The 25,082-nt window shown below is 46.6% G+C and carries 20 protein-coding genes; 13 read left to right on the top strand and 7 right to left on the bottom strand.

Annotated features, from left to right (window positions below; genetic code table 11):
* Positions 1–18: 18 nt before the first annotated feature.
* From Q1Q15_RS02400 to Q1Q15_RS02385, 4 genes are all read right to left on the bottom strand, one after another.
* Positions 19–1,557, bottom strand: a complete 1,539-nt coding sequence (locus Q1Q15_RS02400) for a long-chain fatty acid--CoA ligase (protein ID WP_300456133.1) — start codon at positions 1,555–1,557, stop codon at positions 19–21.
* A gap of 83 nt (positions 1,558–1,640) precedes the next feature.
* Entirely contained in the window at positions 1,641–2,819 is a 1,179-nt protein-coding gene (locus Q1Q15_RS02395; protein ID WP_300456131.1) for a thiolase family protein, read from the bottom strand.
* Positions 2,820–2,849: 30 nt separating this feature from the next.
* Positions 2,850–3,737, bottom strand: coding sequence for a 3-hydroxyacyl-CoA dehydrogenase family protein (locus Q1Q15_RS02390; protein WP_300456128.1), 888 nt, complete (start codon positions 3,735–3,737; stop codon positions 2,850–2,852).
* Positions 3,738–3,788: 51 nt separating this feature from the next.
* A complete protein-coding gene (locus Q1Q15_RS02385; RefSeq protein ID WP_300456125.1) occupies positions 3,789–5,573 on the bottom strand; it encodes an acyl-CoA dehydrogenase family protein in 1,785 nt (594 codons plus the stop codon).
* A gap of 335 nt (positions 5,574–5,908) precedes the next feature.
* Between Q1Q15_RS02385 and Q1Q15_RS02380 the strand changes: the two genes are divergently transcribed.
* Positions 5,909–6,499: a TetR/AcrR family transcriptional regulator gene (locus Q1Q15_RS02380; RefSeq protein WP_300456123.1), complete on the top strand. Its 591-nt coding sequence runs from the start codon at positions 5,909–5,911 to the stop codon at positions 6,497–6,499.
* A gap of 12 nt (positions 6,500–6,511) precedes the next feature.
* Here the strand turns inward: Q1Q15_RS02380 and Q1Q15_RS02375 are convergent, their stop codons facing one another.
* Complete coding sequence (locus Q1Q15_RS02375) at positions 6,512–7,810, bottom strand: hypothetical protein (RefSeq protein WP_300456120.1); 1,299 nt, start codon at positions 7,808–7,810, stop codon at positions 6,512–6,514.
* A 71-nt stretch (positions 7,811–7,881) separates the two neighbouring features.
* Positions 7,882–8,547, bottom strand: a complete 666-nt coding sequence (locus Q1Q15_RS02370; RefSeq protein WP_300456118.1) for a DUF3047 domain-containing protein — start codon at positions 8,545–8,547, stop codon at positions 7,882–7,884.
* A gap of 311 nt (positions 8,548–8,858) precedes the next feature.
* Between Q1Q15_RS02370 and Q1Q15_RS02365 the strand changes: the two genes are divergently transcribed.
* From Q1Q15_RS02365 to Q1Q15_RS02340, 6 genes are all read left to right on the top strand, one after another.
* Complete coding sequence (locus Q1Q15_RS02365; protein WP_300456115.1) at positions 8,859–9,251, top strand: NifB/NifX family molybdenum-iron cluster-binding protein; 393 nt, start codon at positions 8,859–8,861, stop codon at positions 9,249–9,251.
* Entirely contained in the window at positions 9,248–9,805 is a 558-nt protein-coding gene (locus tag Q1Q15_RS02360; protein WP_300456112.1) for a 1-acyl-sn-glycerol-3-phosphate acyltransferase, read from the top strand. The genes Q1Q15_RS02365 and Q1Q15_RS02360 overlap by 4 nt, the downstream gene beginning before the upstream one ends.
* A gap of 246 nt (positions 9,806–10,051) precedes the next feature.
* Entirely contained in the window at positions 10,052–11,182 is a 1,131-nt protein-coding gene (locus tag Q1Q15_RS02355; RefSeq protein WP_300456110.1) for a glutamate synthase, read from the top strand.
* Positions 11,146–12,780, top strand: a complete 1,635-nt coding sequence (locus tag Q1Q15_RS02350) for a glutamate synthase-related protein (RefSeq protein WP_300456107.1) — start codon at positions 11,146–11,148, stop codon at positions 12,778–12,780. The genes Q1Q15_RS02355 and Q1Q15_RS02350 overlap by 37 nt, the downstream gene beginning before the upstream one ends.
* A 13-nt stretch (positions 12,781–12,793) precedes the next feature.
* Positions 12,794–15,124 (top strand): FAD-dependent oxidoreductase, encoded by a 2,331-nt coding sequence (locus tag Q1Q15_RS02345; RefSeq protein ID WP_300456105.1) that lies wholly within the window; start codon positions 12,794–12,796, stop codon positions 15,122–15,124.
* Between the two features lie 75 nt (positions 15,125–15,199).
* The gene (locus Q1Q15_RS02340) at positions 15,200–15,931 is read left to right on the top strand and encodes a GAF and ANTAR domain-containing protein (RefSeq protein ID WP_300456103.1); all 732 of its coding nucleotides are present in this window, start codon (positions 15,200–15,202) and stop codon (positions 15,929–15,931) included.
* A 37-nt stretch (positions 15,932–15,968) separates the two neighbouring features.
* Here the strand turns inward: Q1Q15_RS02340 and Q1Q15_RS02335 are convergent, their stop codons facing one another.
* A complete protein-coding gene (locus Q1Q15_RS02335) occupies positions 15,969–16,688 on the bottom strand; it encodes a CPBP family glutamic-type intramembrane protease (RefSeq protein ID WP_300456100.1) in 720 nt (239 codons plus the stop codon).
* 274 nt (positions 16,689–16,962) lie between these two features.
* Here Q1Q15_RS02335 and Q1Q15_RS02330 point away from each other — a divergent pair, with 274 nt between their 5' ends.
* The 6 genes from Q1Q15_RS02330 to Q1Q15_RS02305 all read left to right on the top strand — a co-directional run bounded on the left by Q1Q15_RS02330 (position 16,963) and on the right by Q1Q15_RS02305 (position 24,891).
* Entirely contained in the window at positions 16,963–17,367 is a 405-nt protein-coding gene (locus Q1Q15_RS02330; RefSeq protein ID WP_300456098.1) for a hydrogenase iron-sulfur subunit, read from the top strand.
* 176 nt (positions 17,368–17,543) lie between these two features.
* Positions 17,544–18,212 carry a methylenetetrahydrofolate reductase C-terminal domain-containing protein gene (locus tag Q1Q15_RS02325; RefSeq protein ID WP_300456095.1) on the top strand — a complete coding sequence of 223 codons (669 nt, stop codon included), beginning with the start codon at positions 17,544–17,546 and terminating at the stop codon, positions 18,210–18,212.
* Positions 18,209–19,117 carry a methylenetetrahydrofolate reductase gene (locus Q1Q15_RS02320; RefSeq protein WP_300456092.1) on the top strand — a complete coding sequence of 303 codons (909 nt, stop codon included), beginning with the start codon at positions 18,209–18,211 and terminating at the stop codon, positions 19,115–19,117. The genes Q1Q15_RS02325 and Q1Q15_RS02320 overlap by 4 nt, the downstream gene beginning before the upstream one ends.
* Positions 19,118–19,136: 19 nt before the next feature.
* Positions 19,137–20,555 carry a glutamate synthase-related protein gene (locus tag Q1Q15_RS02315; RefSeq protein ID WP_300456089.1) on the top strand — a complete coding sequence of 473 codons (1,419 nt, stop codon included), beginning with the start codon at positions 19,137–19,139 and terminating at the stop codon, positions 20,553–20,555.
* A 3-nt stretch (positions 20,556–20,558) separates the two neighbouring features.
* Positions 20,559–22,103, top strand: coding sequence for a glutamate synthase-related protein (locus tag Q1Q15_RS02310; protein WP_300456087.1), 1,545 nt, complete (start codon positions 20,559–20,561; stop codon positions 22,101–22,103).
* 163 nt (positions 22,104–22,266) lie between these two features.
* Positions 22,267–24,891 (top strand): hypothetical protein, encoded by a 2,625-nt coding sequence (locus Q1Q15_RS02305; protein ID WP_300456085.1) that lies wholly within the window; start codon positions 22,267–22,269, stop codon positions 24,889–24,891.
* Positions 24,892–25,082 lie beyond the last annotated feature (191 nt).

Below are 25,082 nucleotides of genomic sequence, written 5' to 3'. Positions count from 1 at the left end.
CAAACTCCTTAATTTTTTTTAAACAGTTTTGGTTTCCAGCATTTTTTTCAAGCTTAATTTTTCCAGTTTTCCAGTAGCTGTTTTAGGTAATTCGTCAAAAAAGACAACTTTTCTGGGTGTTTTGTAAGCCGCAATATTATTTTTACAAAAGGTAATAATTTCATCCTGTGTGGCACTCATTCCTGGTTTTAGAGCAATACATGCCACTGCCAGTTCACCCTTTACCTTGTCTTTCATGCCAACGACCTGGGCTTCACCGACAGCCGGGTGTGTATACAGGAAATCTTCAATTTCCTTGGGGTAAATATTAAAGCCGCCTGTGATAATCATGTCTTTGATTCGATCTTTGACAAAACAATATCCGTCCGCATCAAAATAAACCAGATCACCTGTATGCAGCCAGCCATCAATAATTGTTTCTGCTGTTGCTTTTGGTTTATTCCAATATGCTTTCATGATATTGCTGCCCCTGACCACCAACTCTCCTATTTCACCGGTCTTAACAGGATTGTTGTCAACATCCACCGCTGCTACTTCTATTTCCTCAACAATTGGCACCCCGCATGAATTTGCTTTTTGCACCCCCTTTCCCATCAGCGGATTCATGAAGACCACAGGAGAAGCTTCTGTTGTTCCATAGCCTTCACTTAAGTTTGCAAATTTTTCATTCCACGCTTTTAATATGGGTTCCGGTGTTGCTGCAGCACCGGTAACACAATAACGAAGATTGATTTTTTTTGCATATTCATCCAGTTTCGGATGATTCACCAACGCATAATAAATTGTTCCCACACCATGAAATGCCGTTGCCTGATATTTTGCCATGGCTTCAAAACAATCGGTTGGATCAAAGCGACTGAGCCATACAACGGTACCCCCAACCATCAATAGTTCAGCAACAACATGGGTTATGGCATAAGAATGAAACAACGGCAGCGCACAAACCGTAATATCCTTGTAGGTTGTTTCAGCCCAGTCTGCGCAATGCCGACCATTTACCCATAAATTGGTATGGGTCAGCATGACCCCTTTGGGCAGGCCTGTGGTTCCTGATGTATACAAAATAGCTGCAACATCATCCGCTTCAACCGGAACAGAATCGAATTCCGGGGACTGATTTTTCAAAAACGCTTCAAAAGATAAAATATTCTCCCCAGTATCACCCCCCAGGATAACCATCTTGTCAACAGAACAATCGTCCCTGGAAAAAATTTTCAAGGGTTCCGGCGACAATTCACGGGTTGTTACAACGACTTTGGGTTTGCAATCATCAATCAGGTAATCCAGCTCTTTCTCCCTGAGCATTACATTAAGAGGGTTCACAATGGCGCCTATTTTTAAGATTCCGAAATACCAGAAAAAAAACTCGGTGCAGTTTGGCAAAAACAAGGTAACCCGATCACCTTTTGTCACTCCCATTTCTCGCAGCCCGTTTGCAACAGCATTGGCCCTTTCGTTAATCTGTCTAAATGTCCATTTTTCATCATCAAAGATTACTGCAGTTTTGTCCGGATGAGCGATAGTAGAATTTTCCAAATAAGTTGCTAAATTTATCACCTTTACCCTCCCTTTAGTTTGTATAATCCATTATCTCTTTTCGATTACCTGACATAAACGAATACTGAATTCGGATTAAAATTTTATAAACTTTCAACCACCATGGCAAACCCCTGACCGCCTCCAGCGCAAAGGGTTGAAATCCCTTTGCTTACACCTCTTTTTTTCATTTCATGGACAAGACTGACGATCATTCGGGCGCCTGTGCAGCCCACAGGGTGACCCAATGCGATGCCACTGCCATTAACATTGGTAATGTCTCTATTCAGGCCCAGGGCTTTTTCACAAGAAAGGTATTGTGCAGCAAATGCTTCGTTCAGTTCAATCAGTCCAATATCATCCAAAGACAGACCTGTCTTTTCAAGGACCTTCCGGGTTGCCGGAACCGGGCCGATTCCCATATAATCCGGATCAACACCGACCACGGCATAATCAAGTATCCTGGCCAACGGCTGAATACCAAATTCCCTGAGTTTATCCCCATCCATGAGAATCACCGCTGCCGCCCCATCGTTTATCCCTGAAGAGTTGCCGGCTGTGACGGTCCCCCCCTTTTTGAAAGCGGCAGGCAATTTGGCCAGGTTTTCAATGGCCAGGCCCGGTCTGGGATGCTCATCGGTTTCAATGAATAGAGGATCGCGGCCTTTCCTGGAAATTGTTACCGGGGTAATTTCTTCTTTAAACCGACCGTCTTTGATTGCCTTGCATGCCCTATTCTGGCTTATCAAAGATAATTCGTCCTGTTCCTGTCTTGAGATATGATCTTTTTCTGCCAAATTTTCTGCTGTAAGCCCCATGCCCACCCCCACAGGGTATTCCTGCATGGATTTCCAAACCAGATCAAACAATTGCGTGTGCTGGAGACGGCTTCCCCATCGGTTACTGGTGGAGATATACGGCGCATTACTCATGCTTTCCACGCCACCTGACAGGACGACGCCAACATCCTTTTGCTGGAGTGCCTGACATCCGCTGATAATTGCCTGTAAGCCTGATCCGCAGGTGCATGAAACCGAAAATGCCGGAGTTTCCAAAGGGATTCCAAGATTTACCGCCGCAATACGGGCAATATTATTGGCAATGGGATCAAAACAATTCCCCATGGTCACCAGATCCAGTGCACCTTTTTCAATGCCAACCCTGCCAAGGGCAGCATCCATGATCTGCATGGCAAGTTCGGTTGCAGATGCACCTTTTAAGGACCCACCAAAATCTCCAATGGGTGTTCGCGTTGCGCTGACGATATACACCTCTTTTTCCATTATAACCCCCTTATCTTAAGTCTCGCTGGTTTAATTATTCAGTGTGGAAGGGACAGGGTTTCTGCCATCAGACCAGTCATAAAACCCTTTGCCGGATTTTTGCCCAAAATTTCCGCTCAATACCATTTTTCTCAGGATAGGCGGTGACGCATAGCGGCTGTCCTTGTATTCATCAAACATGATGCTGCTTGCATTATAAAGAACATCCAGACCGATAAAATCGGCCAGCATCAAAGGCCCCATGGCGTGATTGCACCCTAATTTCATGGCAGCATCAATATCCCGGACACTGGCCACGCCATTTTCCGCGGCCTGCATGGCATCGAGCAAAAAAGGAGTTAACAGCCGGTTGACAAGAAACCCCGCAGTATCCACAGCGACAACTGAAACCTTGCCCAGAGATGCTGCAAAGTCTAATATCGTCTTTAATACTTCAGCCTGGGTTGACATTGTTTTGACAACTTCAACAAGTTGCATGACGGGTACGGGATTAAAGAAATGAAGCCCCACGAATTGACTGGGCCTATTTGTGAATGCAGCCATCTGGGTAATGGACAAAGAAGAGGTGTTACTTGCGAAGATGGTCTCTTTTTTACAAATGCTGTCCAGGGAACTAAACACGTCTTGTTTAATGTTGATCTCCTCAAAAACAGCTTCAATGACAAGATCACAATCTGACAAATCCTCAAGAACGATTGTACCTGAAAGCAAGTTTTGTATTTCCTGATTTTTCCCAGATGTGATGGCATCTTTTTTTTCAAGCTTATCCAGGGACGTTTTAATCCTTTTAAGACCCGTATCCAGAAATTGCTGTCCGGAATCCTGCACAATGACTTTGTATCCCGCCTGAAGTACAACCTGGGCAATTCCGGAACCCATGGCCCCACACCCAATGATGCCAACTTTTTTAATGGTCATTACTATCTCCTAAAATTTTATCCTTGATTCACAAATTAGAAATTCAGGTCTTTAAAAAATATATTTTTTCAGTTTAATCACCCGTTCTGCGATTTTTTCTTTCAAAACAATCGTAGGAATCGGATGGCAAGATGATAATTTTTTAATATCATCAAGATATTTATTCAGGGTTTCTTCCGGATCTGAAAATACCAAAATCTGGTTTGCCCAAAATTCCATTTTGTGTAGTGTCTCACCCACATAGGTCTTAACTGCAGCAATATGGTATTCGGCTTTTTTTATACCATTTTTTTCTATAATTTTAATGGCTCGAAGCAGGCCGCTCTCCATGGCAAACACCTCAATACTCATATCTGCCAGAATTCCCAGGACCGATTGTTCATTTAAAAATGATTTTCCTAATTTCTGGACGGTAACCCCAAACGCCAAAAGGATCATTTTTTTGCACATTCGAACCATATATTCCTCTAACGCCAGGGGTTCATCAGCCATATCGTTACGACTTGTTTCCCAGGAATTGAGCTCTTTTGTAACCGCCTCAACAGCAGCCTTTAAATTCAATCGTCCCTGCAGGCTTCTTTTAAAAAGGGTCTGGGGCACTAAAAGACGATTGATCTCATTGGTCCCTTCCACAATACGATTAATGCGGGAACCCCGATAAGCCCGTTCAGCCGGGTAATCAGCGATCAAACCAGCACCACCTAAAATTTGAACCCATTCATCCACACAAAAATCAAGGCATTCACTGCCATAGACCTTTATCATGGAACATTCCACAGCATATTCTTCAATAACGTTTGCCGTATCTCTAGCAGGCCTTTCTTTTTTTTCACCCTGGTTTTCCAACCTGCTGTCAATCATGAAGGCAAGCCGGTAAATCATTGATTCGGTCATATAGGTTCGGATTACCATGTCCGCAAGTTTGTTCCGGACCATTCCAAAGGATCCTATCGGCTGACCAAACTGGATTCTGGTGGCTGCATGTTTGGCTGCGTCACTAATGGCTGTTTTTGAACCACCAACTGCGTTGGCACCTATCTTGTATCTTCCCATGTTAAGAATATTAAAAGCGATTTTATGACCCTTGCCGATTTCGTACAACACATTCTCCACAGGAACAATGCAGTCCTTTAAAAGAATCGTACAGGTGGAAGATCCGGTAAGGCCCATTTTTTTTTCTTCCGCGCCTCTTTCAATACCGGCAAACGCCTTCTCAACAATAAATCCGGTAAATTTTTCTCCGTCCACCTTTGCATAAACCGTATAGCAATCTGCCCAGGACCCATTTGTGATATATATTTTTTCCCCATTTAAAATATAATTTTTCCCGTCTTCAGATAATACAGCCGTTGTCAAGGAGTTCAGTGCGTCAGATCCGGCCCCCGGTTCAGTGAGGCAATAAGCGCCCACCCAATCACCGCTGCAAAGTTTTGGCAGGTATTTCTTCTTTTGGTCTTCAGTACCAAAATAAACAATGGGAAGCGACCCAATACCCGTATGAATTGAGTGCGTGATACTGAAAGAACCGGCAGCACCCATGGCTTCTGTTACAAGACAGGTGCTTATTTTATCCATTTCCTCACCACCATAGATTTCCGGAATATCTGTCCCATTCAGTCCCAGTTCACCTGTTTTGAGCAACAGCTCCCGGGAGATTGCTTCATCTTTTGTTTCAATCTGTTCCGTATTGGGAAAAACTTCTTTTTGTACGAAATCAGTTGTGGCAGCATGAATCATCTTATGGAGTTTTGTAAAATCTTCCGGGATGAAAATATTGTGTGGTGCCGTCTCAGTAATCAGAAATTCGCCTCCTAAAGGCAGCCGTTTTTCTGTCATGGTATCCACTTCTCCTTCCTAAGATATGTATTAACGGACGTTTACTTTATGGCATAGGGCTATCAACCCACGATCTTTTTGATATTTACAGCTTGTCACTCACCATTTTTGTTTGAGTAAAAATCATATTTAAAAAAAAAATGAATGTCAAGAAAAAACTAACCGATCAGTATTTTTTTAAAACAGGATATTTCCAATAAATTTAAATTTATTGAAAATAATAAATTATATTGGTATGATAGATAAATAATTTTATTTTATTGATAATGGATTGGGTTTAATTTATAATACATTAAATACCAACCGATTAGGAAAAATATGGATATCATATCGTCATGAAACAAAGCAAAAAAACCGAAACAATCATTCTTCAGGCTGCGCTTGAACTCTTTGTCCGAAAAGGATATCACGGCACCTCCATCAATGACATTATGAAAAAGGTAAACTTTACCAAAGGTGCGCTTTACGCTCATTTCAAAAGCAAGAGTGAATTGCTGTTTAAAATCATAGAAGAATTTAAAACAAAATATATTGATCAACTGATTAAAACCACTACTGAACACAAAGGGGATACCATAGAAAAACTGAATTATGCACTAAGTTTTAATTCCGAGTTCGCCCTTAAAAATCCAGACCTCTGTGTGTTTTTAACCTTTATGACAACAGAATTGAATAGTAATATTGATTTTCAATATGCCCTTAAAGCAGTTTATCGAACCTATATGAATTTCATCAGCAGTTTGATTTCCCAGGGAATTCGCCAGGGGATTATTAAAAATGACCTCGATCCGGACCTAGCAGCGCTCACCTTTATGGCCATACACGATGGAAGCCTTCACCAATGGGTGCTCAACCGCGAGCATCTGGATGGCAGGGAATACGTGAGAACGTTCCGAACCATATTCATGAAAGGGATAACAAAATAATGGCATCCGGATTCATCTATAAACCTGACAATTTCTTATCCGTTTGTCTATTTCATTATTGATCAGGGTATATGCATCAGAATCCAGATCCGTATATTTCTTTTTGAATTCAAGTTCCATGATACCTTCCGGTAAACGATCTATGGGGGGCATAAACTCAGTTTCCGTTTTTATTGCCGCCATTTTGTCCTGGAACAAAAGCGCCTGTTCTGGGGAGGCAATGGCCATATCCCCCATTTTTACACCGGCTTTATCCGCAGCAAGGTCAGCAAAACTGAAACCAGACCCCCCGTCAGCATCTTCAACTTCCTTTGCCAGTCCAATAAAATTGGCCAGCTGGCTTCCGGCAGAAACCGCAAGACCGCCGGAAACAAGGAAATGCTGGGGCAAGTCACTTCGACCATGAAGTGTTACCCTCTTTTTAACAGCAGGTTTAATCTGTCGCTGGATATCTGTATTGATAAAATGTTTCACCCCCCTGTTGACGGCATAAAGGGACAGAACCTGCAGCAATGCCGTATTCTCCAAAACCGGCCGGTTATGTAGTTTTGATTGCCGGGCCGCAAATTTGAACATGGGCCGTATCATATTGACCAGTGGAATGTGCGGATTCTTAACGGTGGATAAAATATCTGCCAGTTGATTGTGATAGCGCACAAGCCTTTCCTGATGATCTCTTGATACCAGGAAGGTTTTCCCGCTTTCATGAAGTTTGTCCAGAGAATCCGGGTCCCACTCATATCTTATCTTTAAATCTTTGCTGGTTATTGACATGTCTTTTATGGAACGGGCATTTTCCATAAAATGATGGTACAGGTCAACTTTCAACAGCAACCCATTGAAGAACTGAACAACCGGATGAATAAGGACACCCGGCAGGGTAAGATTTCCCGCTTTAAACGTGTCGACATCAAGAGATGAGCCGGTATTCTTCATGCGGACAGAAAGATTTACATATTCTCCCACCGGATTAGAAGGGAGGCCAACCGTAATAAACGTGTTGATCATTTGATGGGATAACTTGATCTCTGAAAAAATAGTTTCAAGTTTCAGCCCTTGGGAAAATCCATAATTAAGCAAAAGAGTTAACTCTTTTTCAGTGATTCTGACATCCTTAATTTGTCTTTTCTTTAAGTGGTCAGGCGTGATATCCCGTATCAAGGTCTTTACTTTTTTAACATTTTCAAAGGACAGTTTTTGATGGTGTGAAACCAATGGTGTGTTTTCAATGGTCAACAACACTAAAACAATCGGAAGCGCCAGTATTCCGATTGTCAGCAGAAAAACAACTCCCTTGAAAAAATTTTTCATAACTTCCCTTTAACTTGTTTTTTCCTACCATTAAAAGCCCGCCCATCCATGACCTATCCATATGATGGGCATCATTGGCTTGAAAAATAGATGTCGCCGTAATATGCCGTTACCGCTTGTTGGGTGTTATCGGTATCGCTCATCAATACAACAGCATCAATCCATCTAACCTCTTTGTGGAACAGGGTTTTAAAATCCTCACGGATATTTCTTTTTTCCGTATGCCAGACCGATACCGGGGCTTCAGATGATCTCAACGCCACCATGACGGCATTTTTTTTAGCAAAAGCATTGGGCCAGACATCTCCTTTTGGAGAGGTTTTGGCCCATACATAATTCAGTGCCCGGGTATTCCAGATGGCGATGCCACCGGAGACCACGACATAAATCCGGGCAGCATAGTCATCCCCGGTTTTTTGTCGTTCATCAAAGGTGCCTGGCAACCGGTTTTCAATTCGCCATCGCCAGTTCAGGACCGGAAATTTTTCAAGATCGACCCGAATTTTTTTGATCAATCCTGATGCCGCACTTTCGCTGACAGCCTTCAATGACCAGTCTCCGTCAACCACGGTCAGTGAGTAAGCGGTTTCCTTGACAAATTTTTTGGACGTCCATTGATCCAGCGTTTGCTGGGAAAATGCCCCCACAAAAAGAAGGCCCTGTTCATCTGCCCCGGCAAACAGGCCTGAAAAAACGAAAACGGCCACCATCAAAAGGTATTTCAGATATCGTGTCATATGTCGGCAATTATGGCCTGTTTTCCAAGGAAATTCAAGAACCACACTCTTGTCATCACAAAAAAAACCCTTATCTTTTAGGCCGTTCTTTTGGTATGATAGAGGTAACTCAACTTTCGGTCATTCGCTTCAATGGACGGTGTCAGGCTTTTTTTATTGGAGGCTGAATCTTTTCTCAGGTTCCATGCTTTTTATCATTATCCCATGACCAGACAGGTAAAAAGTAGCATAAAAAAAGCCTGACACCATGTAAAATGGCCAATTCCGAAAGTTGAGACAGCAATAAACAACGTTTTTTTTGGAGGTATGTAATGAAAATAGCCTTTCCCGTTAAGGAGAACAAAGGGCTGGAAAGTATCATTGATGATCATTTTGGTGTGGCTGAAAAATTTTTGATCGTGGACCTGGAAACCCGGGAGGTTGAGCTTATAGGAAACCAAAAACTTTCAGGTGAAGGATCCACATGCAAAACCGGTTTGTTCAAACAAGAGGATAACGTGGATGCGGTGGTAACCAAATGCATGGGGGATGGGTCTCAAAGAAGCCTGGCATCATCAGATATTAAAGTCTATCAGGCACTGAAAGATACCGTCCTGGAAAATCTGGAACTTCTGGAGAAAGACGAACTCAAAATGTTCCATATGTTTGACTTTTGTCAGACAAAAAAGAACAAAAAAGAAGGCGGTTGCGGACATCACCATTGAAAACCCTGTTGAGCATAGTGGGAAAGATGTTGTATACGCTCATGGGATGGTCCTATGATGCGTTGCCAAACTATTGGACCGACAAAAGCGTGGTGATCGGATTTCCCCATACAGCAAACATGGATACGGTGCGGGCACTGACCTATATGAAAATCGCTAAAGTCAACGTGCGCCTGCTGGTGAAGGCGGAATGGTTTTTCTTTCCCATGTCACTTCTCCTTAAAAGCCTTGGCGGCATGCCGGTGAAAAGGGATAAAACCCAGGGGTTTGTCGGAAGTGTGGTGGCGGAATTCAATCAAAGGGAGGCGCTTGTCCTGGCCCTTGTTCCGGAAGGCACAAGAAAAAATGTGGCCGCTATAAAGACAGGTTTCTGGTATATTGCAAAAGGGGCCACTGTCCCGATCCTCTGCTGGTATCTTGACAATCAGGCAAAACGAACCCGGTGGATCGGCAAAATCAACCCGGGAGAAAGCCTTGAAGAAGATTTATTAAAAATTCAAAAATTGTATGATAATGTTGGATTTTCAATACCGTTACCCCCTCTTAAGGACTGAACATATTCGCACGTCTCAATTTATGTAACCCATTGAAAAGCTGTTTAATTTATTGACATTACCCGTCTTGTTCTTTATACTGAAGTTTTGGAAAACAGGCAATAAAACCCCATTTTCCAAAGAATCAAGCAGAATGCTGCGATATTTTAAAGACCCAGCTTTTGGTCATTCGTTTTAAAGAACGCCTGACCCCATGTAAAATGGCCAAGTCCGAAAGTTGAGTTAAAGATAAGGAGAAGAGAACTAATGTGTCGTCTGTTTGCGCTTACCAGCAAGGACCCCGTGTCTCCCATGCTTGCCATCAAAGCCCTTGATGTGATGAAAGAAGGCCATGACGGATCAGGTATGGGGCTTTTGCTCCAGGATCTGGGCGGCCCCTTTGAAGAGATGAAAGAGGCACCGATTTTATCCGGTATCTTCAGTGAAGAAGGGATTCGGCGCCTGGACCTTTTTATGATGGACAAGGGGTTTCTTACCAAATACAAAATCACTTTAAAAGTGCCCAAAAAATCGGTTCCGGGCATACCCAAACGGGACCTTTACCTGATCAGGGCCTATGAACTACCCGAGGACTGGGACACTCTTGAACCGGACGAAATTTCCCAGAGACTGATGATGATCCTGTTGAAAATCCGTGAAATGGGGGAAGAAAAAAAAGATATGATGGTCTTTTCCTTCTGGCCGGACACCATCATGATCAAGGAAATCGGTGATCCCATGCAACTGGCCGATTATCTGGGCCTGGATCGAAAAGAGCTGAATGCCCGTATCATTATGGCCCAGGGCCGGCAAAACACGAATTACGCCATCAATTTATATGCCTGTCACCCGTTTTTTATCAATGGCTACTGCACCATGACCAATGGAGAAAACACCGCATTTATCCCCATCAAGGACTTTTTGTCATCAAGGGATTTCCCCGGCTACATGGGATATCAGTCCGATTCCGAGGTGTTTGCCCATATTCTTCATTATGCCATGGTGGGCCTTGATATGGGGATTGATGCGTACAAGCATGTGATTACCCCTTTGCAGGAAAAAGATCTTCAGCAACACCCGGATGCACCATTTCTCGCCCATCTTAAAAGAACGTGCAGACCCCTTATTATTGATGGACCCAACTGCGTCATCGGTACGCTGCCGGATCATTCCCTTTTCATGGTCCAGGACAGGAAAAAACTTCGCCCGGGTGTTGTTGGCGGAAAAGCCGGTTTGTTTGGATTTTCCTCTGAAATCTGCGGCCTTGATGCCGTCATCCCGGACCGGGATACAACAAAAGATATACAACCCATGCACATTGATACAGCAATTGTCAGCCCTGACCGCCAGGAGGTAAAAATATGTCGTCAAACAGAAGCCTTGAACCTTCCTCTTTAAGCCTGAATGATCTGCCCTGGCAGATCCGTTACAGCAATGATCGGTGCACCCTGTGCGGCCAATGTACCGCTGTCTGCCCTGTCCAGGCCATTGAACTGAAGGTGTTTCAAAAAAGGATGGTTAAAATATCCATTCAACAAGACACCCCCCATTCCAACCAATATGACACGTTTTACGGCATCCGCCAGAAAACCCGGGTGGAAAACGCCTGTATCGGGTGCGCCATGTGTACCATGGTCTGTCCCAATGATGCCATTGCCCCGGTGAAAAACCCAGGACTGGACCGGCTCAAATTCCATATCAACCAAAAGGGTATTCCCCGAAGACGAGGCGGCAGAAGGAATTCTTCCCAATCCATACTGGACCGGATCAAATTTACCCGGATCTCCATGCTCACTGATCCGGCTCTGGATGCCGGCCGCCATGAATTTGAAATGAGAACCCTTCTGGGACGGGTCCTCTCCCCCAGGGAAAACATGAAACGGTTAAAAGAAAAAGGCTGGATTCCGCCGGTCAGAGAAATCTATCCGTTAATCATTGGTGGAATGTCTTTTGGTGCGCTGTCTCCCAGCATGTGGGAAGGCCTTCAGATGGGGGTGGCCTATCTGAATGAGGAGATGGGGATGCCGGTCCGGATCTGCACCGGGGAAGGCGGTTGCCCGCCACGGCTGTTACGGTCCAGGTTTTTAAAATATGTCATTCTCCAGATTGCCTCGGGGTATTTTGGATGGGATGAAATCATCCATGCCATTCCCCACATGAAAGAAGACCCCTGTGCCATTGAAATAAAATATGGCCAGGGGGCAAAACCGGGCGATGGCGGATTGTTGATGTGGCATAAGGTCAATAAACTGATTGCCGCCATCCGGGGCGTTCCCCCGGGGATCAGCCTGCCCAGCCCGCCGACCCATCAGACCCAGTACTCCATAGAAGAGTCTGTGGCAAAAATGCTCCAGTCCATGTCCATGGCCTGGGGGTTCAGGGTACCGGTATATCCAAAGATATCCGCCTCTTCCACATCCCTGGCCGTATTGAACAACCTGACCCGTAATGATTTTGCATCCGGGCTTGCCATTGACGGTGAGGACGGGGGCACGGGAGCCGCCTATACGGTTTCCATGGACCACATGGGTCACCCCATTGCCTCCTGCATCAGAGACAATTACCTGAACCTGATCAAAATTGGAAAGCAGAATGAAATCCCCATCTTTGCCGGGGGCGGGATCGGGAAAAATGGGAATCTTGCAGCCAATGCCGCAGCATTGATCATGATGGGGGCCAGTGGGGTTCAAATTGGAAAATATGTCATGCAGGCGGCGGCCGGTTGTGTGGGAACGGAAGAAGACCGGTGCAATGTATGCAATGTGGGCATTTGCCCAAAGGGCATCACCTCCCAGGACCCGAGACTTTACAGACGGCTTGACCCTGAGGATGTTGCCCAGAGAATCGTTGATCTGTTTATCTCCTTTGATACGGAGCTTAAAAAGATCGTGGCCCCACTGGGTCGCTCAACATCCCTTCCCATAGGTATGTCCGATGCCCTTGGAATTGATGATCATGCTGCAGCGCAACGCCTCAGTATAAAGTATGTGGTGTAAGGAGGGGTGAACAATGAAAAAAGATGCATTTATTAAAATATCCGGCAAAAAAGAAGGCCATCGAATTTCTTCCAGGGTTTTGGAAGAGATCATTCATCGCCATATAAAAAACGGTCGCAGAAACATTGAAGTAGAAGGATTTGGACAACACGGTATCGGCGGAAGACTCTGGGATGCAGGGACAGAAAAAACCTATATCCGGATCATCGGCCAATCCGGGCAGAGAGCGGGATCTTTCGGCCATGCAAATACCCGGATCGAAATCATGGGACCGGCCTCGGATGATATTGGCTGGCTGAATGCCGGTGCCGAAATTATCGTCCACGGCAATGCCTCCAATGGTGTCATGAATGGTGCGGCCCAGGGCAAGGTCTATATTGGCGGTTCCATTGGTGCCCGGGGCATGACCATGACCAAGCGAAACCCGAGATTTGAACCGCCGGAACTCTGGGTACTGGGATCTGCCGGGGATTATTTTGGAGAATTCATGGCCGGTGGAATTGCGGTTATCTGCGGTCACACGGCAGCCCCGGAAGATCAGATCTTAGGGTACAGACCCCTTATCGGAATGGTGGGGGGCAAAGTCTTTGTCCGGGGCAGTGTGGAAGGATTTTCTAAAAAAGATGCCAAATTGTCTGACGTGTCAGATGAACAATGGAACTGGCTTCTCACCAACCTGGCGGCTTTCCTGGAAAAAATCCATCACAGCGATCAATTACCCGCGTTCTCCAACCGCTCCCAATGGCAGCTCATTGAAGCAAAATCGGCCCTGGAAAAAACCGATGAACCGGAGAAACCGTCCATGTCCTGGTTCAGAGAACAGGTCTGGGACAAAGAACTTGGCCGGGGCGGCCTTATCGGAGATCTCCAGGAAACGGAAAAAGAAATCCTTCCCCTGATTACCCGGGGCGATTTAAGACGGTACATTCCGGTATGGGAACAGGGAAAATATATGGCACCTTGTGAGGCAGCCTGCCCCACAGGGATTCCTGTCCGGGAAAGATGGAAGATGGTGCGGCTGGACAATATTGACGAAGCCATCAGTATGGGTCTTGAATACACCCCGTTTCCCGCAACCGTCTGCGGATACCTCTGCCCCAGCCCCTGTATGGCATCCTGCACCCGGCATCAACAGTATATGTCCCCCATTGATGTGAGACTCCTGGGAAAGTCCGGAGAACGCGTCAAACTGCCGAAACCGGCTAAAAAGAGCAAAAAGAAAATTGCCGTCATCGGTGCCGGACCCGGTGGTATCTCGGCTGCCTGGCATTTAACGCTGAAAGGCCATACCCCTACTTTGTTTGATACCGGCAGCGCCATTGGCGGAAAAATAGCGTCGGTGATTCCCGGTTCAAGAATGCCCGGAGAAACCTTTGATGCAGAACTCAACCGGGTCAGGGAATTGATATCGGATATAAAATTAAACCAGGTCATTGACAGCAAGGAATTTTCAAAAATCAAGTATGACTATGATTTTACCATTGTTGCAGCCGGGTCACAAAAACCAAGGTCCCTGCCAATCCCCGGCATTGAAACCGCCGTCTTTGCCAATGCGTTTCTTGAACAATCAAAAAAAGACATTGCAAAGCCAGGAAAACATGTGGTGATCATCGGCGCGGGAAATGTTGGATGCGATGTGGCAACAGAAGCCCATCGCCTGGGAGCTGAAACCATCACCCTGATTGACGTTCAAAAACCGGCAGCCTTTGGAAAAGAAAAAGAAGATGCCCAGGCCATTGGTGCCACTTTCAGATGGCCCTGCTTTACAAAGAAAATCACAAAAAAAGGGGTGGTGCTCCAGGATGGTGAAATCCTGAAAGCAGATACAGTGGTGATCTCCATTGGGGATGTTCCGGACCTTGACTTCCTTGATGATGCGATTACCGTTAACAACGGATTTATTGACGTGGACCCATTCAACCGGACGTCAGACCCACGGGTGTTCGCCATTGGAGATGTGGTGGGCCCGGGGCTTATCACGGATGCCATTGGGGCTGGAAGAAAAGCAGCCCTGAGTATTGATCAAATCATAAAAGGCAACCGTCCTGATGTTGCAGAAACGTTGCCCCGGATCGACAAGCAGCGGATCCATCTTGAATATTACAATCCAAAGAAACAGGCTGACAATCTCAGCGATTGCGGTGCGGATTGCGCCTCCTGTGGCAATTGTAAGGATTGTGGCATCTGTGTGGCCATTTGCCCGGAAGGGGCTATTGAAAGAATTGAATTCGACAAGGAAGCATTTGAATATCGGGTAAATTCAGATCTGTGTATTGGCTGTGGATTCTGTAAAGGGGCCTGTCCCTGCGGGATATGGGATTTAATCCCCAACACAGCCATGTAGAAAAGACAAAGGGATAGGGACTAAATTATTTTTTCCTATTGACGAGAATCACTGATTTCTGATTAATATAGGGATATGATGGAAAATAATGATGACCAGACATATGACGGTTACATAAAAGCGTTGACCGATATCAGCCGGGCAATCACTTCGGACCTTTTTATTGAAGATCTGCTAAAATTGATTGTGATGGTAACCGCAAAAGTGACCGGTGTTGAAATTTGTTCTTTATGGATTGTCAATGAAGAAGAAAAACCGCCTAAAATCCGCCTGAAAGCAACCCAGTCCATTTCTCCGGATTATATCATCGACCGGGCCCTGGGTCTGGATGAAGGCGTTGTCGGGTTTGTGGTAACACACAAAAAGCCCTTAGTCCTTTTGGATGTATTGGAATCCGATCTCTTTAAAGAAAAAGAAATGGCCAAAAAATTGGGCCTTGTTTCCATGGTGGGTATCCCTTTAGTTGCAAAAGAAGAAAAAGTCATTGGGGTGTTAAATTGTTTTACCGCCACACCCCATGACTTTTCCGATACAGAAGTCAACCTGTTAAGAGCGGTTGCCAATCAGTCGGCCATTGCCATCGTCAACACGGAACTCATGGTAAAAACAAAGGTCATCCAGGAAGAATTGGAAGCCCGTAAAAAAATCGAACAAGCCAAAGAGGTTCTCATGCACAATCGACAGATGACTGGTGATGAAGCCTATGGCTGGATCCGGAAAAGAAGCATGGATTCAAGAAAATCCATTCGAGAAGTGGCAGAAGCCGTGATTCTTTCCAATGAAATCTTCAATAATGAGTCGCCTTAACCGGGTAACCCGATTTTAACTTCCCTTGCCCTTTTTTCTACCAAAATCCCCACTGGCCGGTAAAATATACATATCCCCCCAGGGCTAAATTGGTTGTCCCATGGGCCACCATGCAGGACAAAAGATCTTTTCTGATAACCCATAAAATGGATATCAGGATGCTATACGCCACAGCAGCCAGCCATTCAACCGGCAGGTGCCCGGCTGCAAATGCAATCGTTGAGATGCCGATCGCCATAATGCTCCAGGCACCAGGGTTGACATCATCGAGACGGTCATGATCCAATGTTTCATTTAAAGGGGAGTCAATTTTATGGTTTTGCCGGTTGATATCCCATTGAAGCGCCACCCGCAATATATACCCCCGAATAAACAATTCTTCAAAAACCGGCACAATCAATGCCGCTGAAAAGAGTCTTAAAAAAAAACCTGTGTTGCCCCAGGGTTCGCCGGAAACCGCTATGAAAGGGGCCATCAACAGACACCAGATGGCCAGACCCAATATTCCGAAAACAACGCCATAAACCACGGAGACCCATGGTTTTTTTGGCCCGGTAACGGGGACATACCATTTCCATGCCCAGTATAACAGCAAAGGGACAATAATGATTTTCAACAGATAACCGACTTCAACAGGGAGCCTGTCCTGGGTCAATGAGGCAATGCCAACATACGCAAAATAAGGGACCCCATACGGAATGAGCAGGTCCCGATTCACTGTTTTTTTTGATACTGCAATTGTTTTTTCCTTTACCATATCAACAGGCCCCACTTTTCTTTGATTTCGTATTTTATCAGTAAAAATACCATACGACTGATAGACCTCATAACAAAATTAAATTCGTAAAGACAGATTTTTTTACATCATCGGCCAGGCCAATAAAAAAAGATTGACATTTCAAACAATACCCTTTAATCTGTTTATTGCTGAATACAATGGCGTATTGGCAAGGTTAGAAGAAAACAAAGGCGTTTTCCCAAATTATGACTTGGGCGAAGGCCTTTTTTTATTTTAATTTTGGGAAGAAAAAATGGAAATCCATAACACACCAAAACTTACGCTGTTTCATTGTATCAATTCTTTTGAAGAAACCCCTTCAATGTTTGACAATTGCCAGGTCAAAACCGTTAAGATGGCATGCGCTTCAATGACAAAAGATATCCACCTCTTAAGAGCATTTGAAGCCGGTTCAGACGCCGTCCTAGTGCTGGTCTGCCCGGATAAAGGCTGTCGATATGCCCAGGGCAGCATACGGGCAAAAAAACGGGTCGATTATGTAAAAACCATTTTAGATGATATTGGAATGGATGGCAGGCGCTTGAGCATATTCAACACCACTGCAAAAGACAGCAGGGCGATTACAGATATCATCCAAAAAACATTAGTGGCGCTTGAAACGATTGGCCCGAATCCCGCTTTAAATCATTTGAATTAATACCATCCCCAAAGAGGGTATGATAAAAAAATCAGATTTAAAGCAAGTTCCTGGTTTCTATATCTGGGGTCCATTGTTTGATCACTCCCCGATTAAATGAAGCCCAAACTGTATGAAGCCCATGCCTTGCTTTAATCTGGTTTTTACCCAACCTATCCAAGAAATGGAGTACAATAATGATAACCGGTAGTCAAAAACCCATTAATGAGATTATCAAACTTGTAGAACCCTATAAAAAGGTTCTCATCCTTGGCTGCGGCACCTGTGTAAAAACATGTTTTGCCGGTGGCGAAGACGAAGTGGCCGTCCTCGCGTCTGCCCTACGACTCAGTTTTAAACAAATGGCAAAATCCATTGACATAGAAGAACTGACCATTGAACGCCAGTGTGAAAACGAATTTATTCAGGAAGCATCCCCCGGGATTGCCAGAAATGAGGCCATCCTTTCCCTTGCCTGTGGTGCCGGTGTTCAGGCCATGGCAAAGCGCTTTGCAAAAGAGGTGGTATTGCCCGGGGTGAATACCACTTTTATCGGCATTCAGGAAAGTCCCGGCATTTTCACCGAAGAATGCTCCGGGTGTGGCAATTGCAGCCTGGCCATATTTGGCGGGGTCTGTCCGGTCACCCGATGTGCCAAAAAATTACTCAATGGTCCCTGCGGCGGCTCCCAGAACGGCGTGTGTGAAATTGATCCGGATACCCCCTGCGCCTGGCACCTGATTATTGAACGACTGACCACTTTAGGGCAATTGGATAACCTGAAAACTTATATCCCCCCAAAGAACTGGAATACCAGTCTTTCCGGCGGACCCAGAAAACTGATCAGGGAGGACCATATCATATGAAACCCCTTAGCCGACTTCATGAGAAACTTTCCCAGGGTAAATTTGCCATAACAGGAGAATGTGGCCCCCCAAGGGGTTCCAACAAAGACGTCATTGACAACAAAATAACCCTGCTGAATGGGTTTGTGGATGCGGTAAATGTCACTGACAACCAGACCGCCATTGTCAGGATGTCCAGTATTGCCGCCGCTGCCCATGTGGTTGCCGCAGGTCTGGAACCGGTAATGCAGATGGTGGTCAGGGACCGGAACCGGATTGCCATTCAATCGGATATCATGGGCGCCTATTCCCTGGGCATCAAAAATATTTTATGCCTGTCCGGCGACCATCAGAAATTCGGCAGTCAGCCGGATGCCATGAATGTCTTTGACATCGACTCGGTGAATCTGATCCGGACAGTGAGAGACATGCGGAACACCGGAAAAGACATGAGCGGGTTTGATCTGGATGTGGCGCCACAGATGTTTATTGGTGCAGCAGCCAACCCGTTTGCCGACCCCTTTGACTACCGGGTGATTCGACTGGCCAAAAAAATTGATGCCGGGGCGGATTTTATCCAGACCCAGTGTATCTACAATATGGACCGGTTTAAAGAATGGATCAGGCGGGCCAATGATGAAGGACTGACAGAGAAGGTATACATCCTCGGGGGGGTCACCCCGTTACGATCCGCAGGTATGGCCAGGTATATGAACAAAAAAGTGGCCGGCATGGATGTGCCCGATGAGATCATCAAACGCATGGACGGCGTTGACAAACAATACCAGGCCGATGAAGGCATCAAAATTTGCCTTGAAACCATTGAAACGCTCAAAGAACTCACCGGAGTCCACGGGGTTCATATTATGGCCATTGAATGGGAAGCGGTTGTGGAACAGCTTGTGACGCAGGCTGGGTTGAAATAAAAAACAAGGATGTAAGCGTATGCCTCAAAAATACAATATCCACACAAAGGCGGCTTTGCCAAGATTTTATCCTGTGGGTAAATATGCCACCATAGAGTTCAGGGAAGACTGTGCCGGAAGCTGCAAAGCGTGTGTAAAGAAAAAATGTGTGTATGACATCTTCAAGGACAATTACCTGCATATGAGTAAAATGGAGGAGCCTGAATATCTCTACACCTGCAATTCATGTTTCCGGTGTATTCAAGAATGCACCAAGGGAATTTTTTCCCGGGTGGTCAACCCGGAATATCGGGAAATCGGAGATGACTATTGGACACCGGACGTCCTGGGCCGGACCTGGTACCAGGCCCATACCGGAAGCGTCCCCGTATCCGGGGCCGGATACCGGGGGCCTTTTGTGGGAAAAGGATTTGATTCCATGTGGACGGATATGTCTGAAATTGTCCGGCCCACCCGGGACGGCATCCATGGCCGGGAATATATCAATACCTGCATCGAACTGTCAAGGCGGCCTGAAAGACTGGCCTTTAATACGGACGGCTCCCTTGCCACTGACGTTCGACCCATTCTCGAGGTTCCGCTCCCCATCTTGTTCCAGCAGCCTGATTTTGGCCTCTTAAGCAAAAACGTCCGCCTCTCCATGCTCAATGCAGCACAGGATATCGGGACAAAACTGTTTATGCCTGCAGCCGATGTGGGAGAAGATCTCCTTTCGTATGGACCCACCATCATCCCGCTGGTGACAAAAAAAAATTATCACCACTATCCAAAACTTTTGACCCTTGTTGACATGGTTGAAATTGAATGGGAACCGGGGATTGAAACCGTATTGAGCGATTTAAAGGCCATGAACGAAACACTGTGTATCAGCGTGGGCGTCAAGCTCAGTGCAGATCTTGATTATGCCGGAATTTGCGTTGACCTTTCCAAAACCGATATCGACACCCTCCATGTCTATGCCAACGCCAAGGGTAGAGCGTTTGAATCTGACCATCCGAGATTTATCAAAGATATGTTAAGGGATATCCATCTGGCATTGATCGATGCTGCCACGCGGCAGCAGATCAACATTCTGGCATCGGGCGGGATCAGCATGGCTGAGCATGTGAACAAGAGCATTATCTGCGGTGCCGACGGGGTGGTCATTGACCTGCCCCTGCTCATTGCCATGGAATGCCGCCTGTGCGACCGGTGTAAAAAAGGGCTGCCCTGCCCGGTGGCATTTGAAACCCTTGATGCGGCGTATGGCTGCAACCGGATCACCAATCTCATGGGGGCCTGGCGCAACCAGATGCTGGAAATGCTGGGCGCCATGGGCTTAAGGGAAGCCCGGCGGCTGAGAGGTGAAGTCGGTCGCTCCATGTGGTTTGAGGACCTTGAACGAGAAAATTTTGCACCGATTTTTGGTGAACGAAACGTATCTATAGACGTAGGATAAGTTATGAGCCCGAAAAAAAACCCCTTGCCTGAAACCCGCGAAACCCCTTCCCGGTTTCGCAATACCATCGGCAAATATATCATTAAACGAAATTCAAACTGTATCTCCTGCGGAAAATGTGCCGACCTCTGTTCCTATGGGGTTCACATTAAACCGGAGGGTCACGCGTCCCCCTTCAGGCCCATCGAACACAAATGCATTGGATTCGACTGTAAAAAAACAGACCACTACTGCATTGAACACTGCCCGGAAGATGCCTTGACCCTCAAGGAGAATCCTCTCCTGGACACCATGGGAGATTACCGCTGGCCACCGGAAATGCTGCTGGGTCATTTTGCCCTGGCAGAAACCGGGGCAGCCCCCCATGTGAACCTGGAATACAACCTGGGCAACTCCGGCGGCGGATTTGACATGATGCGGTTTGTTCAACCGGATCCCGGGCTTGCCCTGGACATCAGTGATGAAGACATGGATACCAGCATTGACCTGAACAAAACAGGAGACGGCCGGCCCCGGAAAACCATTTCCATTCCCTGTTACGGCGGCGGCATGTCCTATGGCTCCACCGCTTTATCCGTTATTGTGGGACGGGCACGGGCGGCCAAACGGATGAACTCCCTGACCTGTACCGGTGAAGGGGGATATCCGCCGGAATTCCTTCCCTATAAAGCGCATGTCATCACCCAGGTGGCCACCGGCCTGTTTGGGGTCAGGGAAGAAACCATCCAGCAGTGTCCCGTCATGGAATTCAAGTATGCCCAGGGGGCAAAACCCGGTCTCGGCGGTCATCTCCTGGGAGAAAAAGTCACGGAAGCAGTGGCCAAAATGCGGGAGACCGTTGTGGGCAGTTCCCTTTTTTCCCCCTTCCCTTTCCATTCCGTCTATTCGGTTGAAGACCATAAAAAGCATGTGGACTGGATGAAGGAAATTAATCACAATGTTTTATGTTCCATAAAGGTATCCACCCCAACGGATGTGGACATGGTGGCCGTTGGTGCCTACTATGCCGGTGCCCATATTATTCATATTGACGGCAGTTACGGGGGGACCGGAGCCGCCCCGGACATTGCCAAAAAAAACATTGCCATGCCCATTGAATATGCCATTCCAAAAGTTCACCGGTTTCTGGTGGAAGAAGGGGCCAGGGACAAGATCTGCCTCATCGCCAGCGGCGGCATCCGGAACGGGCTTGACATTGCAAAGGCCATCGCCCTGGGAGCAGACGGGTGTGTGATCGGTACCGCCGATCTGGTGGCAGTGGAATGTGTCAGGTGTGGCAATTGTGAAAGCGGCCGGGGATGCGCCAGGGGGATCGCCACCACAGATCCTGAACTGGGATGCATGATCGATGAAGCCTATGTGGAACAGCGTCTGGTAAACATGTATATGGCCTGGCGCAAACAATGGTGCGATATCTTGAGATCCTATGGACTGAAAAGCATCCGGGAGCTCCGGGGCCGGTCAGATCTTCTGGTGCACCTGGATTATCTGGACCAAGAAGAAAGAAACCGCTACCAGCCCGCACCCAGTTCCAAAATGGTTTTATAACACCTCAACTTTTGGCGTTACCCATTTTACATGGGGTCAGGCTTTCTTTATGGCACTTTTTACCTGTCTGGTCATGACATAATGATAAAAAGCACCATAAAAAAACCTGCCCCTGACCATTAAAGCGAATGACCGAAAGTTGAGATAATAAGGAATTTCAATAATGACTCATATGAATACGGATAAAATCATAAACAACATACTGGCATCAAGAGGGCGGCTGCCCCACATTAAAACACCGGTGAACAAATGTGATGAAGAAGGCGGCTGCGGTGTGACCGGATTCATGGCCTCCATTCCCATTGCAGGCAAACATATTTACGAACCCTCGGTTCAAATGCACAACCGGGGTAACGGCAAAGGCGGCGGCATTGCCGCAGTGGGATTAAGTGCCGGCGACCTTGGTGTTCCCCAGGATGTGCTGGAAGACCATTACCTTTTGCAGGTGGCATATCTGGATAATATTGCTATCCCCCAGGTGGAATCCACCAGCATCACCCCTTTGTTTGACATCTATAAGTCTGAACGAATCCCCACCATTGATGATTACACCACCATTGGCCTTGAAGTCAAACCACCGGATGTCTGGCGGTATTTTGTCAGGGTCAAACCAAGTGTACTTGAAAATTTTATCCAGGCCAATCATTTTCATGACATGGACAGGCGCAAGGCGGAAGATGAATTTGTCTTCCAGAATTCCAATCGCCTGAACCAGACCTATTATGCCTCCCTTGGGGAAAAACAGGCCTTTGTCCTGTCCCATGCCCGGAACGTGATGATCCTGAAGGTGGTGGGCTATGCCGAGCAGGCCACCCAGTATTACTGCCTGGATGATTTCCGGGCCCATGGCTGGATTGCCCACCAGCGGTATCCGACCCGGGGGCGCCTGTGGCATCCCGGAGGCGCGCATCCGTTTTCCGGAATGCACGAGGCCCTGGTCCACAATGGTGATTTTGCCAATTATCATGCCGTATGTGAATATTTAAACCAGCATCATATCTACCCCCAGTTCCTTACGGATACGGAAACCTCTGTTCTGCTGCTGGATTTATACAACCGGGTGTTCAATTACCCGTTGGAATATATCATTGAAGCCCTGGCACCCACCACGGAATATGATTTTGACTGCCTGCCCCGGGAAAAGCAGGATGTTTACCGGTATATTCAATCTCAGCACATGACCGGCTCCCCGGACGGACCCTGGTTTTTTATCATTGCCAGAAATGACCCGTATAAGAACCTGATGCAGTTGATCGGGATCACGGACACGGCCATGCTCCGGCCCCAGGTATTTGCCCTCCAGGAAAGGGACGAGGTTCAGATCGGCCTTGTCTGTTCTGAAAAACAGGCCATTGATGCCACCTTGCAAAGCATTGCCGCCGAAGACAGCCGGTTTTGCCCCATTGCCGACAAATACTGGAATGCCAGGGGCGGAAGTGCCACCGATGGCGGCGCCTTTACGTTTACCATCAAGGATTCAGGAAAAGGGAATGGATCAAAACACCTCATCACCCAGAATAAGTTTGGCGACATCGTTCAGACCCGGAAAGACCAACGCCATTTTGACCGTTCTGTGGATATGTCCCCTTCTTTTGAAGAGAGCCCTCAAGCCGGCAGGATAACAAAATTATTTTCTGACAATGCCCGGGAGGAAATGAAACAATACTGCATATCAGAACTTGTTGACCTGGATTTTCAGGACATCACACGATTGTGCAGCACCATTGAAGTCCTTGCAACAAAAAGCGATGCCAATCAAACCATGGCCATTGATCTGTTAACCCACTTAAACGACAGAATTTTTCCAACTGCCAATAAAAAACGAAGTTCTGTCCTCCAGATCATCCGGGAGAGCCTGACAACTATTTTTAAATCCTCTCCCCAAATAGGCGATCGTAAAAACCGTTTATACGCCTATATTGACCGTTCGACCCGGCAGGCGTTAAGGGCCCCCCTGGAAAATGAAAAAATCCTTGTGGTAAATGCAAAAGAATTTGAACCTGAAGGTAAGGACTGTGACTCCCGACTGATAAATAAGGCTTACCGACTGGGGTGGAAGCAGTATATCTGTTATGGGTACAAAGGTCAGAGATTCACCGGCTGCGGGTTTGGCGCCGGTTCTGACGATGTCCGATTTGATGTATATGACAGCTCCGGGGATTATATGGCCTCGGGGATTGACGGCATGGAGATCCATGTCCACGGCAATGCCCAGGACCAGCTGGGACAAATCATGAAACGCGGTAAATTTGTGGTTCATGGAGATGTGGGACAAACCTTCATGTACGGTGCCAAGGGCGGGGAGGTCTATATTATGGGCAATGCTGCCGGACGTCCCCTGATTAATGCCACGGGCAGACCCCGGGTGGTGATCAACGGCACCTGTCTGGATTATCTGGCAGAATCTTTTATGGCAGGCGATCCGTTAAACGGGGGCGGATTTGTTATTGTTAACGGGATTGCCTTTGATGATAACGGCAAGGTCATTGATCTTTCCATGCCCTATCCCGGCTCCAACCTGTTCTCGCTGGCTTCCGGCGGTGCCATTTATCTGAGAGACCCGGACTGCAAGGTCGTGGATGAGCATTTGAACGGCGGTATTTTTGCGAAACTGTCAGATGCTGACTGGGCGTTGATTCATCCGTATCTTGAAGAAAACGAAACCTTGTTTGGTATTTCCGTTGAAGCGGATCTGTTGACCGTAAACGGCCGTCAGCTGCCCTTTGATCGCGTCTATAGAAAGGTAATGCCGGCGCAGTCCCAGGCATTGGGAACCTCAAAAAAATAAATCCAGGGTCAGGCCGGCGCTTCCCTGTTTGAGCCGGCCCCCCCCTCCACTGCAGAGATCCCCGTTGCCCCACGGCAGCAACATCCGGTCCCGGCTGGATGGATTTTAAAAAAATCTCAATTATTTCCATGACAATCTGACAATTTGTTTTGCATTGACGGGCTTTTTGCGATATCTTCATTTTCATTAAA

It is taken from the genome of Desulfobacula sp. (genome assembly GCF_030145145.1).
GTDB lineage: Bacteria > Desulfobacterota > Desulfobacteria > Desulfobacterales > Desulfobacteraceae > Desulfobacula.
Note: the sequence above shows the minus strand (reverse complement) of the source record. Positions and strands in the feature narration are given on the sequence as shown.